Origin of the sequence: Pseudomonas sp. MYb193, assembly GCF_002966775.1 — a bacterium.
In the GTDB taxonomy this organism is placed as follows: Bacteria; Pseudomonadota; Gammaproteobacteria; order Pseudomonadales; family Pseudomonadaceae; genus Aquipseudomonas; species Aquipseudomonas paracarnis.
In genome coordinates this window covers 3,364,352-3,380,524 of sequence record NZ_CP023269.1, presented here as the reverse complement: position 1 = coordinate 3,380,524, position 16,173 = coordinate 3,364,352, and the positions used below count along the sequence as shown (strand labels likewise).

12 protein-coding genes are annotated in these 16,173 nt (G+C 61.1%); 11 read left to right on the top strand and 1 reads right to left on the bottom strand.

The genetic code is table 11. The features are described from left to right. The first annotated feature begins 11 nt into the window (after positions 1-11). The 10 genes from CLM72_RS15345 (at position 12) to CLM72_RS15300 (ending at position 13,572) form a co-directional block, all read left to right on the top strand. Positions 12-1,010 carry an alpha/beta fold hydrolase gene (locus tag CLM72_RS15345; RefSeq protein WP_105227028.1) on the top strand — a complete coding sequence of 333 codons (999 nt, stop codon included), beginning with the start codon at positions 12-14 and terminating at the stop codon, positions 1,008-1,010. Between the two features lie 307 nt (positions 1,011-1,317). Continuing rightward, entirely contained in the window at positions 1,318-2,598 is a 1,281-nt protein-coding gene (locus tag CLM72_RS15340; RefSeq protein WP_105227027.1) for an alkane 1-monooxygenase, read from the top strand. A gap of 126 nt (positions 2,599-2,724) precedes the next feature. Then, entirely contained in the window at positions 2,725-3,219 is a 495-nt protein-coding gene (praA, locus tag CLM72_RS15335; protein ID WP_014718292.1) for an alkane oxidation protein activator PraA, read from the top strand. Positions 3,220-3,353: 134 nt separating this feature from the next. Continuing rightward, complete coding sequence (praB, locus tag CLM72_RS15330; RefSeq protein WP_014718293.1) at positions 3,354-3,839, top strand: alkane oxidation protein activator PraB; 486 nt, start codon at positions 3,354-3,356, stop codon at positions 3,837-3,839. Positions 3,840-3,981: 142 nt separating this feature from the next. Beyond that, positions 3,982-5,427, top strand: coding sequence for an outer membrane protein transport protein (locus CLM72_RS15325; protein ID WP_105227026.1), 1,446 nt, complete (start codon positions 3,982-3,984; stop codon positions 5,425-5,427). Positions 5,428-5,640: 213 nt separating this feature from the next. Further along, positions 5,641-8,151 (top strand): acyl-CoA dehydrogenase, encoded by a 2,511-nt coding sequence (locus CLM72_RS15320; protein WP_105227025.1) that lies wholly within the window; start codon positions 5,641-5,643, stop codon positions 8,149-8,151. A gap of 153 nt (positions 8,152-8,304) precedes the next feature. Then, the gene (locus tag CLM72_RS15315) at positions 8,305-9,648 is read left to right on the top strand and encodes a 3-oxoacyl-ACP reductase (RefSeq protein ID WP_105227024.1); all 1,344 of its coding nucleotides are present in this window, start codon (positions 8,305-8,307) and stop codon (positions 9,646-9,648) included. Positions 9,649-9,651: 3 nt separating this feature from the next. Then, positions 9,652-10,542, top strand: coding sequence for a MaoC/PaaZ C-terminal domain-containing protein (locus CLM72_RS15310; protein WP_105227023.1), 891 nt, complete (start codon positions 9,652-9,654; stop codon positions 10,540-10,542). Then, on the top strand, positions 10,539-11,837 hold the full coding sequence (locus CLM72_RS15305) for an acetyl-CoA C-acetyltransferase (protein ID WP_105227022.1): 1,299 nt from the start codon (positions 10,539-10,541) through the stop codon (positions 11,835-11,837). The genes CLM72_RS15310 and CLM72_RS15305 overlap by 4 nt, the downstream gene beginning before the upstream one ends. A gap of 31 nt (positions 11,838-11,868) precedes the next feature. Continuing rightward, a complete protein-coding gene (locus tag CLM72_RS15300) occupies positions 11,869-13,572 on the top strand; it encodes an AMP-binding protein (protein WP_054920791.1) in 1,704 nt (567 codons plus the stop codon). Between the two features lie 114 nt (positions 13,573-13,686). Here the strand turns inward: CLM72_RS15300 and CLM72_RS15295 are convergent, their stop codons facing one another. Next, positions 13,687-14,802, bottom strand: a complete 1,116-nt coding sequence (locus CLM72_RS15295; protein ID WP_105227021.1) for a Gfo/Idh/MocA family protein — start codon at positions 14,800-14,802, stop codon at positions 13,687-13,689. A gap of 320 nt (positions 14,803-15,122) precedes the next feature. Here CLM72_RS15295 and CLM72_RS15290 point away from each other — a divergent pair, with 320 nt between their 5' ends. Beyond that, positions 15,123-16,160, top strand: a complete 1,038-nt coding sequence (locus CLM72_RS15290) for a YCF48-related protein (protein WP_105227020.1) — start codon at positions 15,123-15,125, stop codon at positions 16,158-16,160. The last annotated feature ends 13 nt before the right edge of the window (positions 16,161-16,173 follow it).

Below are 16,173 nucleotides of genomic sequence, written 5' to 3'. Positions count from 1 at the left end.
AGGACCGAGCTATGGCTGTCGAATGGGTTGTCGCTGCGGGTGTGCTGGCGGGCGCCAGTGCTGCGTTGTGGGGCTTGAGTGCCTGGATGACGCGGCGCATTGAAGCGACTGTGCCGATCAACGGGCGCTTCGTCGAGGTAGATGGCGAGCGCTTTCATTATGTCGAAGAGGGCAAGGGCCCGCCGCTGGTGATGATCCACGGGCTGATGGGCAGTAGTCGCAACCTGACCTATGCCTTGTCCGGCCAGTTGCGTGAGCATTTTCGGGTCATCAGCCTCGACCGGCCGGGCTCAGGCTATTCCACCCGGCACAGCGGCACGCCGGCAGACCTGCCGGCCCAGGCGCGACAAATCGCGGCCTTTATCAATACGCTGGACCTGGGCAAACCGCTGGTACTGGGGCACTCCCTGGGCGGCGCGATTGCCCTGGCGCTGGCCCTTGACCATCCCCATGCCGTTTCCGGGCTGGTGCTGGTTGCGCCCTTGACTCACCCCCAACGCATGCTGCCGCTGGTGTTCCTGTCTCTGGCCGTGCGCCCGGCCTGGCTGCGGCGCTGGGTGGCCCACACCTTGACCCTGCCCATCGGCCTGCTGACCCAAGACTCGGTGGTGAAGGGCGTGTTTGCCCCCGATCCTGCGCCACCGGACTTCGCCACCCGTGGCGGCGGTTTGCTGGGCATGCGACCCGACAATTTCTACGCCGCTTCCACCGAGATCAACCGGGTCAATGACCACTTGCCGGAAATGGTCAAGCGCTACTCCCGATTGACCCTGCCCATCGGCCTGATCTACGGCGCGCAGGACAAGGTGCTCGACTTCCAGAAACACGGCCAGGCCCTGGCCAGCAAGGTGCCAGGGCTGAAAATGCAGGTGATCGAAGGCCGGGGGCATATGTTGCCGATCACCGCCACCGAGCGCGTGGCGGCGCTGGTGGAGCAGGTGGCCAAGCGGGCTCGACCCGGCGAGAGCGTCCGGCCGCTAAACCCACCTGTCGCCCTGGCGAGCCAGTAACAGTGCCACCTGACTGCGGCGCCTGGCGTTGACGCCTGCCCCTGAGTACCTGACCAAACGGCTGTAAAGAGACTGCTCGGTCACGGAAAAAAGGGCTGGAGAAACTAGTTGACGACCTAACGATTCCGCGCTATTTATTTAAAAAAATTATTTCAATGTGTAATTTGAAATTATTTTTGAAATGCCTAAGAGCGAATAAAATAATGAAAAAAACGCCTTTTATCGCATGGTTGATTTCCCGGAGCAGTCAACGCTCCGTATACCTGTCGCCTGCCTCGTTGCCCACCGAATGCGTTCGGAGGCTGCCATGAACCAGACTCTGGCAGCCCCGCATGTCTGGGCCGACGGCAAACGCCACCTGTGGTGGCTCGGCATCATGCCGCTGGCGACGCCCTTGCTCTCCGGCGCCCTTGCCATCACCACAGGCGTGCAGCAATTGTGGTGGGTGGGCGTACTGGTGATCTTCGGCCTGATTCCGCTGATTGACGGCCTGCTCGGCGAAGACGTCAGCAACCCGCCCGAATCTGCGGTCAGCCACCTTGAATCCCAACGCTACTACCGCTGGATCGTCTACACCGGCGTGCTGTTTGTGATTGCCTCGGTGGTCATCACCGGTTGGCTCGCTGCTGGCGGTATCGACTGGATCATCAACGGCGGCCTGTTGCACGCCACGGCCACCCTGGAACCCTCAAGCTGGTTGGTCAAGACCGCCGCGTTCATCACCGCGCGCACTGAACTTCACGGTGCAGTCAGCTGGTTGACTTATGTGGGCATGGCCATGTCCACCGGTGCCGCCACCGGTATTGCCATCAATACCGCCCATGAACTGGGGCACAAACCCAAACCCCTGGAAGTGTTCCTGGCCAAGGTCACCCTGGCGCCGACCTTCTACGGCCACTTCTACACCGAACATAACCGTGGCCATCACGTACGGGTCGCCACCCCGGAAGACCCGGCCAGCTCGCGCCTCGGTGAAAGTTTCTGGGCATTCCTGCCGCGCTCGGTGTGGTTCAGCGCCGTGTCGGCCTGGAACCTGGAGCGCGAACGCCTGCGCAAACTCGGCCTGCCGACCTTGCACTGGAAGAACGCCGTACTCAGCGCCTGGATGTACAGCGTGGTGTTGTGGGGCGCAATGATTGCCTGGCTGGGGGCGGCGGTAATTCCGTTCCTGATTATCCAGGGCATCTACGGGTTCTCGTTGCTGGAAGTGGTGAACTACGTCGAGCATTACGGCCTCAAGCGTCAGAAGTTGCCCAATGGCCGTTATGAACGCTGCTCGCCGCGTCACTCGTGGAACAGTAATCGAATTGTCACCAATATCTTTCTGTTCCAGTTGCAGCGGCACTCCGATCACCATGCCAACCCTACGCGTAGTTATCAGTCGCTGCGTCACTTTGATGAGTCACCGCAACTTCCGTATGGCTACGCCAGCATGATTGTCTGGGCTTATGTGCCGTACTTGTGGCGGCGTCGCATGGACCATCGTGTACTGAATCACTATGCCGGCGATATCAACCTGACCAATCTTCAACCGTCAAAGCGCTTGAAGTATCTGGAGAAGTACAGCGGCACTGCCAAACCATTTTGATACGTATCAAGCGGTAAGGGCGTACTCGGGATCTGTGTATCGCGCAGGTTCTGATCGCCCCCGGTAATGAAATGCAAGAACGTGGTTTGACCCTACAACAATAATTTCAAGGGAAGGACGTACACCATGCAAAGTTCTGCCAAGTTCACCGCCCACATCCTGTTGGCGGCCATGGGTTTGATTGCTTACCACCAGGCCCAGGCTGCGCGTATCGAACCCGCTGGCAGTGCCTTCACCGCCCAGGGACCTATCAGCTTTTCCAAAGGCAAGCTCATCAGTGCCGACTGCACCATCAAGGTAGCCGGCAAGGTTGCAGCCGATGGTTCATCGGTGAATGTCGACAAAGTCGAGTTCGACGGTGGCCTCAAGTGCAGCCGTGTCGAAGCCATCAACTTGCCTTGGGTGTTAATCGCCAAAGATACAAAAAGCGGCTCCATGTCGAAGATCAGCGTGGACGTGCATGCCTTTGGCCTGGGCGGCAAGTGTGGGCCGTCGACGGCCGACGGAACTTGGGATAACGCCACCGGCAAGTTGGAAGCCGCTGATGTTGCGATTGGCGAAGACTGCAAGATCAAGACGGTGTCGATCAAGATGCCGCCCAACTTCAAAGTTGTCGAATAGCGCGTTCCGACTGTTGTAGCGGTAAATGCATTGAAATTTGGCTGGAAAGGGAAGTTCTGCAGTTTCACCGTGACCTCTCGATCATGGCCATTACCCCTGGCGAAATGAATCGCCATAACATGTGAGGAAAAACAATGAAAAGCTTGAAAACCCTCGTTTGTGCAACTTCGTTTGCTCTGTGCTTTGGTGCCGCCTCCATGGCGAGCGCGGCTTCCGTTTCTCCAGACGGTCCGTTCTCGACTAATGCCGGTACCATCGTGGTGAAGTCGCCCTCATCCTTTGGTGCGGCAGTGACTTGCGGCATTACCTTTACCGGCAACGTTAGCGGTGGCGTGGCTTCTATCAACGGTGCTTCCTTGACCGGCGGCGGCCTGTGCGCACTGCCCACGCTGACTAACCTGCCTTGGGTTCTTACCGCTGCGACGGGCACCACCGGCACCGTGACCAACGTAGGCTACAAAATCTCCTCGATTCCGGCCACTAACTGCGGCCCTACCACCATTGCCGTGGCTTGGACTCCTGGTACCAAAACACTTTCGGCTACCAATCAGTCGCTGACCGGCAACTGCACTGTCGTATCGCTGAATGTTGTTGCCCCGACGCTGACGGTTAACCCGTAAGCATGTGACTCCAGAGGGCTGATCACCCGTTGAAAGGCCGATGCCTCATGCGAGGCATCGGTTGGGCAGGGTACTTACGGTCTGCCTACGGCCACACGACCCATCGGCAGGGGCCGGGCGAAATAATAATAAGGAGCAGCGCATGAATAATAAGAAACAACACGCTCACACGTTACTGGGGTTGGCGCTGTTGGGAGGCTTGATGACCACAGGAAATGTGCAGGCGGGCGGCTTCTCCACGCCAACCTACGGTGCGCCTGGCTGGGGGCGCGCGTTTGGTGGCGGTTCATTGTTCAAGAACGACCCCAGTGCCGCGTACAACAACCCGGCGGCCATGGCGTTCATCGATTCAACCATCGTGCAGCAGACCGTCGATTACGCCCGGATCAAGATCAAATATTCTGGCCAGGCGTATGACCATAACGGTAACCCGGTGACCAATACGCCGGTGCTGGATGATCAGGGCAACCTGGGCGATCCGACGCTGAATACGAATAATGGCGGCCAGGGTGGTTTCACCGCATGGCTACCTACTGGCTTTATGGTCATGCCCATCGGCGACCGTTTTGCTTTTGGCCTGAGCCAAGTCGTACCGCAAGGCATGAAAAGTACGTGGAACGAAAACTCTAAGCTGCGAGATTTCGCCGTTGACACCAAGATCGAGACCATTGGCCTGACAGGCTCCTTGTCATTCAAGGTCAATGATGAGTTTTCCGTCGGTGCCGGTGCCATCGTTCAACGTAGCCAAGGGAACGTCAGCCAGAACGTTGACCTGCTGGCTGCCGCGGATGTCTCTCCCGGTCTGGGAGGCACCGGTTTTCCGACCGGCGTCGGGCATTCCTTGATACGCGTGAAAGTCGACAATATCTCAGTGGGCTGGTTTGGCGGCGTGGTTTGGAAGCCGACGGCGCAAGACACGCTGGGCGTGAATTATCACGCCAAGATCAAAAACAAGATGACGGGCAAGTACGACGTTTATACAGACGCGATTGGCCGTAACGCGATGACCAACCCGATTGGTCCGAACGGCGAAACGCTGGTTGAAATGGCCTACCCTGGTCTCAAACTGTTCCCGGATGGCGCGCATGCTAGTGCTCAATTGGATATCCCGGCGACGGCGGCGATTGACTGGGTCCACCAGTTCAATGATCGCTGGACGCTGGGCGTGAGTGCCCAGTGGACAGAGTGGTCCTCGTTCAAGGACCTCACGCTCAAGTCACAGGGCTCGACCATCGTTGCCATACCCTACAACTACAAGAACGCGTGGATGACTTCTATCGGCGGCGACTACAAAGCGACCGACGAACTCACCCTCCGTGCCGGCGTGGCTTACGACCAGACACCGACCCGAAACTCCACCCGTGACCCTCGGATCCCCGACGGGGATCGCTACTTCCTTGCGTTTGGTGCAGGTTATGACATCAAGGCGGTACCAGGCCTGTCGGTGGATGCCGCCTACTCGCACCAATTCGTCCAGAAGGTCAATCTGAAGACCAAGAACGTTGACCGCCTTGGAGGCGCGCAGCTGGACGGCAAAGCTGAATCCTCAGGTGACGTGGTCAGCCTGTCGGCGACTTATAAGTTCTGAGGCGCGTGCAAGGCAGGGCACTCAGCGCATCTGGAGGCCTTGCCATGGCTTTCGTTTTCGGCGACGTACGTTGATTCCTTCTTTCGTCAGGCTGACCCGGTCAGCCTATTTTTTCGGCAAGGAATTAAATAAAAATTTCAAAACAAAATTTGAATTAATGATTTGAAGTTTGTAGTGTGGTTTCACGTCCTGAATCAAGTAGAGGTCTCCCCCATGCTTATCTGGTTATTGGTGGGTATCGCAGCAGCGATTGCCCTGGCTTACCGACAAGCCGCCGCCGCCCTGTGGCTAAGCGCCGGCATCCTTTGGCTGGCGGCTGGTTACCTGTTCAACGCGGTGGCCGGCCTGGGCCTTACTGTCGCGGCTTTGCTGGTGGTGCTGCCCGCCTTGGTGCTGGCGATCAAACCCCTGCGCCGCAAACTGTTGACCACCAAGGCTCTGGGCCTGTTTCGCACGATCATGCCGGCGATGTCCGATACCGAGCGTGCGGCCATCGAGTCCGGCACCGTGTGGTGGGATGCCGAGCTGTTCAGCGGCAAGCCCGACTGGCAGCGTCTGCTGCAAGCCGCGCCGGCCAGCCTGAGCGCGGAGGAGCAAGCCTTCCTCGACAACGAAGTCGAAACCCTGTGCGACATCGCCAACGACTGGGAAACCACACAGGTCTGGCAGGACATGTCCCCCGAAGGCTGGCAGTACACCAAGGATGCCGGGTTCCTCGGCATGATCATTCCCAAGCAGTACGGCGGCAAAGGCTTCTCCCACTACGCCCATTCCCAAGTGGTGATGAAGCTGTCGACACGCTGCTCGGCGGCAGCGATTTCGGTGATGGTCCCCAACTCCCTGGGCCCGGCCGAGTTGCTGCTGCATTACGGCACCGACGCCCAGCGCAACTACTACCTGCCGCGCCTGGCACGCGGTGACGACATTCCGTGTTTCGCCCTGACCAGCCCGTATGCCGGCTCCGATGCAGGCGCGATCCCCGACCTGGGCATTGTCTGCAAAGGCATGCATGAGGGCGAGGAAGTACTGGGTTTCAAAGTGACCTGGGACAAGTGCTACATCACCCTCGGCCCGATTGCCACGGTGCTGGGCCTGGCGTTCCGCGCCGAAGACCCGCAGGGCTTGCTTGGCGCGCCAGGCTCCCTGGGCATTACCTGTGCGTTGATCCCCACCTCCCATCCAGGGGTGAACAGCGGCCGGCGTCACTGGCCGTTGAATGCGGTATTCCAGAATGGTCCTACCACTGGCAAGGATGTGTTCATTCCCCTGGAGTGGGTGATCGGTGGCCGCGAACAAATCGGCAACGGTTGGCGCATGTTGATGGAATGCCTGGCGGCAGGTCGGGCGATTTCCCTGCCTTCGGCCAACGTCGGCCTGGGTAAAGTGGCGGTGCGCGGTACCACAGCCTATGCGGCGATGCGCAAGCAATTCGGCCTGCCCATCGGCAAGTTCGAAGGTGTGCAGGCGCCGCTGGCGCGCATGGCCGGGCATCTGTATGCCTGCGATGCGGTGCGCAAGGTGTCGGTGGCGTCCCTGGACGCCGGTGAGAAACCCTCGGTGATCTCGGCCATTGCCAAGTACCACGTCACAGAGCGGGCGCGCATCATCGTCAACGACGGCATGGACATCGTCGCCGGCAAAGGCATCTGCATGGGCCCCAATAACTTCCTCGCCCGTGCCTACCAGCAAAGTCCCATCGCCATTACGGTGGAGGGCGCGAACATCATGACCCGCTGTCTGATCATCTTTGGCCAGGGCTTGATTCGTTGCCATCCCTACGTGTTCCGCGAGATGGAGGCGGCGCACAACCCCGACCGGCGCAAGGCCCTGGAAGACTTCGACAGCGCAATGTTTGGCCATGTGAGTTTTGTCGTGGCCAACACCGTACGCGCAGCGGTGCATGCCCTGACCGGCGGGCGCCTGATTGCGGCCCCGGCCAAGACCGACCCGGCGCTGGCTGCCTACTACCGCCAGGCCAATCGGCTGTCGGTGGTGCTGGCGCTGATCTCGGATATCTCCATGGGCGTGCTGGGCGGTGCCCTCAAACGCAAGGAAAGTATTACCGGGCGCCTGGGGGATATGTTGTCGCAGCTGTACATCCTGTCTTGCGTGCTCAAGCGCTTCGAGGATGACGGCAGGCCCCAGGCGGACTTGCCTCTCGTTCACTGGGCGGCCCAGGACGCGTTGTTGCGCGCCCACGAGGCCTTGGCCGAAGTGCTCGACAACTACCCTTCAAAACCCGCAGCAGCAGTGGTGCGCACCTTGAGCTTTCCGTTTGGCATCCCGCTGCGCAAACCGTCGGACCGCCTGTTGGCGCAGGTGGCGGAGGTGGTGCAGACCCCTGGCGAGACCCGCGACCGGTTGCTGGCCAACTCCTACATCCCACGTCCGGAAGTCGACAAGCTGGCCTACGGCGAATTGGGTTTCCGTTTGCTGCCCCAAGTGGAGCTGATCGAGGCGCGGCTAAAGCCCGCCATCAAGCAAGGTCTGCTCGGCCCGCTGCCGATTTCTGCCACGGCCTTCACCGATTGGCGCGTGAAGGCGCGGGCGCTGGATTTGATCAGCGACGACGAAGACGCCTTGCTGGCGCGCTATGTGGAATACGCCGACCACGGTATCCAGGTGGATGACTTTCCCCAGGACTTTGGTTTGCTGGAGGCTCTGCAGCAGCGTAAGCAGGCGCTCGAGCCGGTGGCCAAACGGCGCAGCGTCCCGGTCAATTAAGAGAAAACCCGGTCCACCTGTGGGAGCTGGCTTGCCTGCGATGGCATCACCTCGGTTTGACTGACACACCCAATCGCGGGCATCGCAGGCAAGCCAGCTCCCACATTCGATCGGGTTTACAAGGCAAGTATGTGGTGTGAGTGAGTGCTTACCATGAGTGACAGCTACCTTTCGTTCGTCAATTCCCCCTGGGGCCGGCGTCTGGCCCAGGCGGTCGGCTTGCCGCAACCCTTGCCCCTGCAACGGCATCGCAGCGGCCAGGCCGGCCTGGCTAATCCTGTGATCATCGCCGGGGCAGGGCGCCTGGTGGCCTCGGTGCAGCGCGTGTTAAGCGCCACCGACACCGTCGCCGCGAGCCCGGCGACGCTCAAGGCACCGTCCACGGTCAAGGTGCAAGGCGCGGTGTTCGACGCCAGCGGCGTGACCGACCTGCGACAGTTGGATGAGCTTTACCTGTTCTTTCACAGCAATGCCAAGCGCCTCAGCCAGCATGGCCGGGTGGTGGTACTCGGCACGGCACCCGAGCATTGCGACGACTTGCCCCAGGCCATCGCCCAACGCGCCCTTGAAGGCTTGGTGCGGTCGCTGGCCAAGGAACTGCGCCGCGCGATCACCGTGCAACTGCTGTACGTGGCGCCGGGCGCGGAAGACGCGCTGGACAGCAGCCTGGGGTTTTTCCTGTCGCGCCGTTCCGCCTATGTCTCGGGGCAGGTGGTGCGCCTGGAAAAACCGGTCGATGGCCTTGCCGCCATCAACTGGGACAAACCCTTTGCCGGCAAACGCGCCCTGGTCACCGGCGCCTCCCGTGGCATCGGCCTGGCGATTGCCCAGGTGCTGGCGCGGGACGGTGCCCATGTGGTGTGTGTGGACGTGCCCCAGGCCCAGGAAGCCTTGCAGCAGGCGGCGACCAGCGTGGGCGGTTCAGCGTTGCCCCTGGATATCACCGCCGCCGACACCGTCTCACTGTTGCAAACCCACGTCAGCCAATATGGCGCCTTTGATGTGGTGGTGCACAACGCCGGGATCACCCGCGACAAGACCATCGCCAAAATGACCGAGGGCGCCTGGCGCAGTGTGCTGGCGGTCAATCTCGAAGCGCCGTGGCAGCTCAGTGAGGCCTTGCTCGACAGTCAGGGTTTGAACCCCGGTGGGCGCATTGTGTGCGTGTCGTCGATTTCCGGTATTGCCGGCAACCTGGGGCAGAGCAACTACGCCACGTCCAAGGCCGGTGTGATCGGCCTGGTACAGGGCCTGGCACCGCGTGCGGCAGCCCGGCAGGTCACGGTGAACGCGGTGGCGCCCGGCTTTATCGAGACCCAGATGACCGCGAAGATCCCGCTGATGATCCGCGAAGCGGGGCGGCGCATGAATTCGTTGTCCCAAGGCGGGCAACCCATCGACGTGGCCGAGACCATTGCCTGGCTGGCGCATCCGGCGTCGGGCGGCGTCAATGGCCAGGTGGTGCGGGTGTGCGGCCAAAGCCTGTTGGGAGCCTGACCGATGGACTACGTGACGCAGATTATCGACCCACCGCCGTCGCGCACGCAGTTGTTGCTCGACGGCCTGCGCGCCTTGCGCAAACCCAAGTTAGACGGTGCGCCGCCATTGCCCACAGCGCGCCTGGTGCGCAGCGCGGTGGAGCTTTCGCCGGCCGGTATCGCCGCTTACGCACGGGCGTGTGGCTTTCGTCGCGAACAGGGCGTGCCATTGTCCTATCCCCATGTGCTGGCGTTCCCCCTGCACCTCATGCTGCTGACCCGGCCAAGCTTCCCGTACCCGGCCAGTGGCATGGTGCACCTGGCCAATCGCATTCGTCAGCACCAGCGCCTGCACGAGGGCCAGGCGCTGCGCCTGGAGGTGTATTGCGAGCGCTGGGTGGCCCATCCGAAAGGGCAGGCCTTGAGTATCGCCACCCGTGCCTACAGCCAGGAAACCCTGGTGTGGGAAAGCGACAGTCTGTATTTGCGCCGTGACGTCAGCAATCCGGTGGGCGAACCCTGGAATGACCCTCTGCCACTGCAGGAAGACCGTCTGTTACGCACCCAGCGCTGGGTACTGCCCGCCGACCTGGGGCGACGCTTTGCCAAGGTCTCGGGGGATTTCAATCCCATTCACACGTCGGTCATCGGTGCCAGGCTGTTCGGCTTTCGTCGCGCCATCGCCCATGGCATGTGGACCCTGGGCCGCGCATTGGCAGCGCAACAGCCGCCCGGTGGCCTGGACCAGGCCGAGGCCCATTGCGACTTCAAATTGCCGATCTTCCTGCCCGGCCAGGTCGCCCTGTGGGGCCACCCCGTGAGCGGGCCACGGCGCGAGTTCGAAGTGCGCAATTTCGCCGGGGACAAGCCCCATATGCGCGGGCTATTCATTTGGAAAGAGAGCCAGCAATGAGTGACTACAGTTTTACCCCAGCCCCGACCCGCCGCGTGGCGATTATCGGCGGCAACCGTATTCCATTTGCGCGCTCCAACACGGTGTATGCCCACGACAGTAACCAGGACCTGCTGGTCGCCGCCCTGCAAGGATTGGTGGAGCGCTACAACCTGCACGGCCAACGCCTGGGTGAGTTTGCCGCCGGAGCGGTGATCAAGCACTCGCGGGATTTCAACCTGGCCCGCGAGGCGCTGTTGTCCACCACGTTGTCTGCGCAAACCCCTGCCTATGATGTGCAACAAGCCTGTGGCACAGGGCTTGAAGCCGCACTGCTGGTGGCCAATAAAATCGCCCTCGGCCAGATCGAAGTGGGCGTTGCCGGTGGTGCCGACACCACCTCCGACGCGCCCATTGGCATCAACGAATCCTTGCGCCATACCTTGCTTGCGGCCAATCGCGCCAAAAGCCTGGGCGGCAAGCTCAAGGCCTTGATGAAAGTACGCCCATCGATGCTGTTTAAACCGTTGCTGCCGCGCAATGGCGAGCCGCGCACCGGCCTGTCCATGGGCGAGCACTGCGAAGAAATGGCCAAGCGCTGGCAGATCAAGCGCCTGGCCCAGGACGAGCTGACCCTCACCAGCCACCAGCGCCTGGATGCGGCTTATAAACGCGGCTTCTTCGACGACCTGATCAGCCCCCATCGCGGCTTGGCCCGTGACAACAACCTGCGTGCCGATATCAGCCTGGAAAAGCTCGCCGGCTTGTCGCCGGCCTTCGACCGCCAGAACGGCACGCTCACCGCTGGCAACTCCACGCCCCTGACCGATGGCGCCTCGGTGGTGCTGCTGGCCAGTGAAGAATGGGCCGCCGCCAATGGCTGGCCGGTGTTGGCCTACTTGCGCACCGGCGAAACGGCTGCGGTAAATTTTGTCGACGGCACCGAGGGCCTGCTGATGGCGCCGGCTTACGCCGTGCCACGCATGCTTGCGCGTGAAGGCTTGAGTTTTGCCGACTTCGATTTCTTCGAGGTCCACGAAGCGTTCGCCGCCCAGGTGTTGTGCACGCTCAAGGCGTGGGAAGACCCGCAGTATTGCCGCGAGCGACTCGGCCTTGACGCCCCCCTGGGCACCATTGACCGGGCCAAAATGAACGTCAACGGCGGCTCACTGGGCTGCGGCCATCCCTTTGCGGCCACCGGTGGCCGGCAACTGGCGGCGCTGGCCAAGGCCATCCATGAACGCGGTGGCGGTCGCGGCCTGATCTCGATCTGCGCGGCGGGTGGGTTGGGTATCACCGCCATCGTCGAAAAGTAGCGCTATCAAAAACAACAATAAGGACACTGCGATGAACGCTATCAGCCTGGAACACACCGAACGCATCTGGTTGAACACTTACCTGCCCGGCGTGCCAGCGGACATTGACGCCGGGATCGAGGACTACCCGTCGCTGCGCGAAGTGTTCCTGGAGCACCTGGAGAAGTTCCGTGAACGGGTGGCCTACGTCAGCATCGGCACGCAAATGACCTATGCCGATTGGCGCACCCAGGGCATTGCCTTTGCCGCCTGGCTGCAGGACCAGGGCGTGAAGAAGGGCGACCGCGTGGCCCTGATGATGCCCAACTGCTTGCAGTACCCGATCTGCCTGCTGGGCACGATCCTGGCCGGGGCGGTAGTGGTCAACGTCAACCCGTTGTACACCGCCCACGAACTCAAGCACCTGCTCAAGGACAGTGGCGCCGAAACCGTGGTGATCTTCGAAAATTTCGCGCATACCCTGGAAAAAGCCATGGTGGGCAGCAGCGTCAAGCGAGTGGTGGTCGCGGCCATTGGCGACTTGCTGGGCACCTTCAAGGGCGCGGCAATGAACTTCATCCTGCGCAGCGTGCAGAAGCAGGTACCGGCCTTCAGGTTGCCCGGTTCGCTGCGTTTCAACCAGGTGCTCAAACAGGGCAGGGCCATGCATCATTTGCCGGTCAGCCTGCACCGCGATGAACTGGCCTTCCTGCAATACACCGGCGGCACCACCGGCGATGCCAAGGGTGTGATGCTCAGCCATCGCAATATCATTGCCAACCTGCTGCAAGCCAAGGCCTGGGTCGGTGACCAGTTAAACCTGCACAAGCAGGAAACCAACGTGACCTTGCTGCCGCTGTACCACATCTTCTCACTGACGGTGAACTGCCTGATGTTCATGTGCCTGGGCGGGCGCAATATCCTCATCGCCAACCCTCGGGACGTGAAGCGCGTGCAAATGATCCTGCGCAAGGAACGCTTCAATGGCATTGCCGGGGTGAACACGCTGTTCAATGGGTTGCTGGAGAACAAGGAGTTCTGTGCGCGGGACTTTTCCGATTTGCGCCTGGTGATTGCTGGCGGCATGGCCACCCACACCGCCGTGGCCAAGCGCTGGAAAGAGGTGACCGGGCTGCCGATCATCGAAGGCTACGGGCTGACCGAATGCTCGCCCGTGGTGAGCATCAGCCCTATTGATATTTCCCGCATGCGCGAGATGGAATTCACCGGCAGCATTGGCGTGCCATTGCCCTCTACCTGGGTGCGCTTCGTACGCGAAGACGGCGAACTGGCGGATATCGGCGAGCAGGGCGAGTTGCAAGTACGTGGCCCGCAAGTGATGCAGGGCTACTGGCAACGGCCGAAGGAAACCGCCGAGGTGCTGGATGCCGAGGGCTGGCTGTCCACCGGGGACATCGGCGTGATGGACGCACGCGGGTATATCCGCCTGGTAGACCGCAAGAAGGACATGATCCTGGTCTCGGGCTTCAACGTGTACCCCAATGAAATCGAGGACGTGGTGGCCATGCACCCTGGGGTTGCTGAAGTGGCGGCCATTGGGGTCGAAGACCCAGTGACCGGGGAGAAGGTCAAGATCATCGTCGTGCGCAAGGACCCGACCCTGACCCAGGAGCAGATTCTTGCGCACTGCCGGGAGTACCTGACGGGGTACAAGCTGCCAAAGTATGTGGAGTTTCGCACCACGGAATTGCCCAAGACCACGGTGGGCAAAGTGCTGCGTCGGGCCTTGCGCTGATTGAATGGTTCAGATGACCAAATGTGGGAGCGGGCTTGCTCGCGAAAGCGGCGGTTCAGGCACTGAGGGTGCCGACTGACACAGCGTATTCGCGAGCAAGCCCGCTCCCACTTTTTAAACCGTGCCCACTTTCACCCAGCGTTCCTCAAGGGCGGCCACTCGAATCGCCGTCGCCAATCGCTCCACCTCCCACGCCGCCTCAAAGTCCGTGCCCTGGGCCCCTTGGCCGGCCAGCGCCATGATCAACTCGTGCACTTCCAACGTCTTCAATTCGTTGTAACCCAACTGATGCCCCGCCGCCGGGCTGAATGCCGCATAGCCGGGCAGCGCAGGGCCTGCCAACACGCGTTGAAAGCCGTCTTGGCCGACGCGGTGCAGGCGCAGTTCATTCAAGCGTTCCTGGTCAAACGCCAAGGTGCCTTTGGTCCCGCTTATCTCAAAGCACAGGTGGTTTTTGTAACCGTGCTTGAGCCAGCTGCTGCTCACCGTGCCGCGTGCACCGTTGGCGAAGCGCAGCAGGGCGTGCACCTGGTCATCCACGGCGATGGCTTTTGAGGTTGGGCTGCCGGCAGTGGCGGGGCGTTGGCTGTGTACGGTCTGGGTATCGGCACAGACATCGGTCACGTCGCCCACCAGATAGCGAGCCATCGACAGCAAATGGCTACCCAGGTCAGCCAGGGCGCCGCCAGCATGCTCCACCTCACAGCGCCATGACCAAGGGGAGGCCGGGTCCGCCATGAAGTCTTCGCTGAACTCACCTTGGAAACTGATGATCTGGCCCAATTCGCCCTGGGCAATCATCTGCCGGGCCAGCACGATCATGGGGTTGTGCTGGTAGTTATAGCCGACACGCGTCACCACCCCGGCGGTATGGGCGGCGCGGCGCATGGCGTCGGCTTGTTCGAGGCTCACGGCCAGGGGTTTCTCGCAATACACGGCTTTGCCCGCGGCAATCGCGGCCATGGCCATGGGGTAATGCAAATGGTTGGGGGTGGTGATGGCCACGACGTCGACCTTGGGGTCGTTGACCAGCGCTTGCCAGTCACCATGGGCCTGAGCAAACCCCCAGGCGCTGGCGCAACGCTGGGCGCGTTCAGTGTCAGCATCGGCCAGGGCGGCCAGCTTGAGCTGCACAGGCAGTTCAAATACCGCCCGAGCGTTGTTGAACGCCAGCGCGTGGGCGCGGCCCATGAAGCCTGTGCCGATCAAGCCGATTCCGAGTTCACGCATCGTCGTGGTCCTTTGGATTATTGTTTTCAGGGAAGGCCATTAATGGAATAAAAATTCATTAAATTCAATAGATGGAATAAAAATTCATTTGCCCTGATCGCAGTCAGCTCATCATTTCAGCTGATGCAGCGATATTCAGCACATGGCCAAACGCCGCCAGTTAACAAAAGATAACGTAGCGCCGATTGTCAGACGATTCCAAAGCCCGATAGGATGGCTCCTGCTTCCTCCAGGGGCTCTAGATTGCAGGTTTCAAGGTCCTGGCAGAGAAGACGACCTAACAATAATAAATGGGAGAAAGGTCTATGAGTGAGCCTGTCATGGGTTGGGTTGTTTGCCGCCCACGCGCCGCACGCAGGGTTGCGTTGCTGGCCACAGCGCTCTCGCTGCTTGCTGGCAGCGTATTGTCGCTGCCGGTTCTGGCCGCCAGCGATACCTCCGCCGCCGCAGTCTTTGCAATTGAATCCCCCAAGGCCGCCAAAGGCTTGATGATCGACGTGGTTCACGCGGGCAAGCGCCTGGTGGCGGTCGGTGATCGGGGGCATATCCTTTATTCCGATGACCAGGGCAACACCTGGGCCCAAGCCAAAGTACCCACCCGGCAACTGCTCACGGCGGTGTTTTTCGTTGATGATCAGCACGGTTGGGCCGTCGGCCACGATGCGCAGATTCTTGCCAGTACCGATGGCGGCGCCACGTGGACCCAGCAATATCAAGACCTCAAACGCGAAGCGCCGTTGCTCGATGTGTGGTTCAACGACGCCAACCACGGCCTGGCCGTGGGCGCCTACGGTGCGCTGATCGAGACCACCGACGCCGGCAAAACCTGGAACGATGTCAGCGAGCGTCTCGACAACGAAGACCAGTACCACCTCAACGCCATCGCCCAGGTCAAGGGCGCCGGCCTGTTTATCGTCGGTGAGCAAGGCAGTATGTTTCGCTCCAGCGACGACGGCCAGACCTGGGAAAAACTCGAAGGCCCCTACGAGGGTTCGCTGTTTGGCGTGATCAGCACCGCACAGCCGCAAACCCTGCTGGCGTATGGGTTGCGCGGCAACCTCTACCGCTCCACTGATTTCGGCAGCACTTGGGAACAGGTCCAATTGAACGCAGCGCGTGGCGCGTTGGAGTTTGGCCTGTCGGGGGCGACCTTGCTGGAGGACGGTTCCATTGTTGTGGTCGGCAACGGCGGCAGCGTGGTGGTCAGCCATGACGACGGCCAGACCTTCAGTGTGTTCAATCGCCCGGACCGTATTTCACTCTCGGCGGTCACGGCGGCCGGCAATGGCAATTTGATCCTCGCGGGGCAGGGTGGCGTGCGGGTTGCCACATCGGCCGGCGCAGAGCTCTCACAATAATAAGAAGGCGGGG

Coding starts and splice junctions, on each gene's coding strand:
- CLM72_RS15295 (WP_105227021.1), bottom strand. CDS start 14,802: ATGCGTGAACTCGGAATCGGCTTGATCGGCACAGGCTTCATGGGCCGC.
- CLM72_RS15325 (WP_105227026.1), top strand. CDS start 3,982: ATGAATAATAAGAAACAACACGCTCACACGTTACTGGGGTTGGCGCTG.
- CLM72_RS15300 (WP_054920791.1), top strand. CDS start 11,869: ATGAACGCTATCAGCCTGGAACACACCGAACGCATCTGGTTGAACACT.
- praB (WP_014718293.1), top strand. CDS start 3,354: ATGAAAAGCTTGAAAACCCTCGTTTGTGCAACTTCGTTTGCTCTGTGC.
- CLM72_RS15340 (WP_105227027.1), top strand. CDS start 1,318: ATGAACCAGACTCTGGCAGCCCCGCATGTCTGGGCCGACGGCAAACGC.
- CLM72_RS15315 (WP_105227024.1), top strand. CDS start 8,305: ATGAGTGACAGCTACCTTTCGTTCGTCAATTCCCCCTGGGGCCGGCGT.
- CLM72_RS15290 (WP_105227020.1), top strand. CDS start 15,123: ATGGGTTGGGTTGTTTGCCGCCCACGCGCCGCACGCAGGGTTGCGTTG.
- CLM72_RS15345 (WP_105227028.1), top strand. CDS start 12: ATGGCTGTCGAATGGGTTGTCGCTGCGGGTGTGCTGGCGGGCGCCAGT.
- CLM72_RS15305 (WP_105227022.1), top strand. CDS start 10,539: ATGAGTGACTACAGTTTTACCCCAGCCCCGACCCGCCGCGTGGCGATT.
- CLM72_RS15310 (WP_105227023.1), top strand. CDS start 9,652: ATGGACTACGTGACGCAGATTATCGACCCACCGCCGTCGCGCACGCAG.
- praA (WP_014718292.1), top strand. CDS start 2,725: ATGCAAAGTTCTGCCAAGTTCACCGCCCACATCCTGTTGGCGGCCATG.
- CLM72_RS15320 (WP_105227025.1), top strand. CDS start 5,641: ATGCTTATCTGGTTATTGGTGGGTATCGCAGCAGCGATTGCCCTGGCT.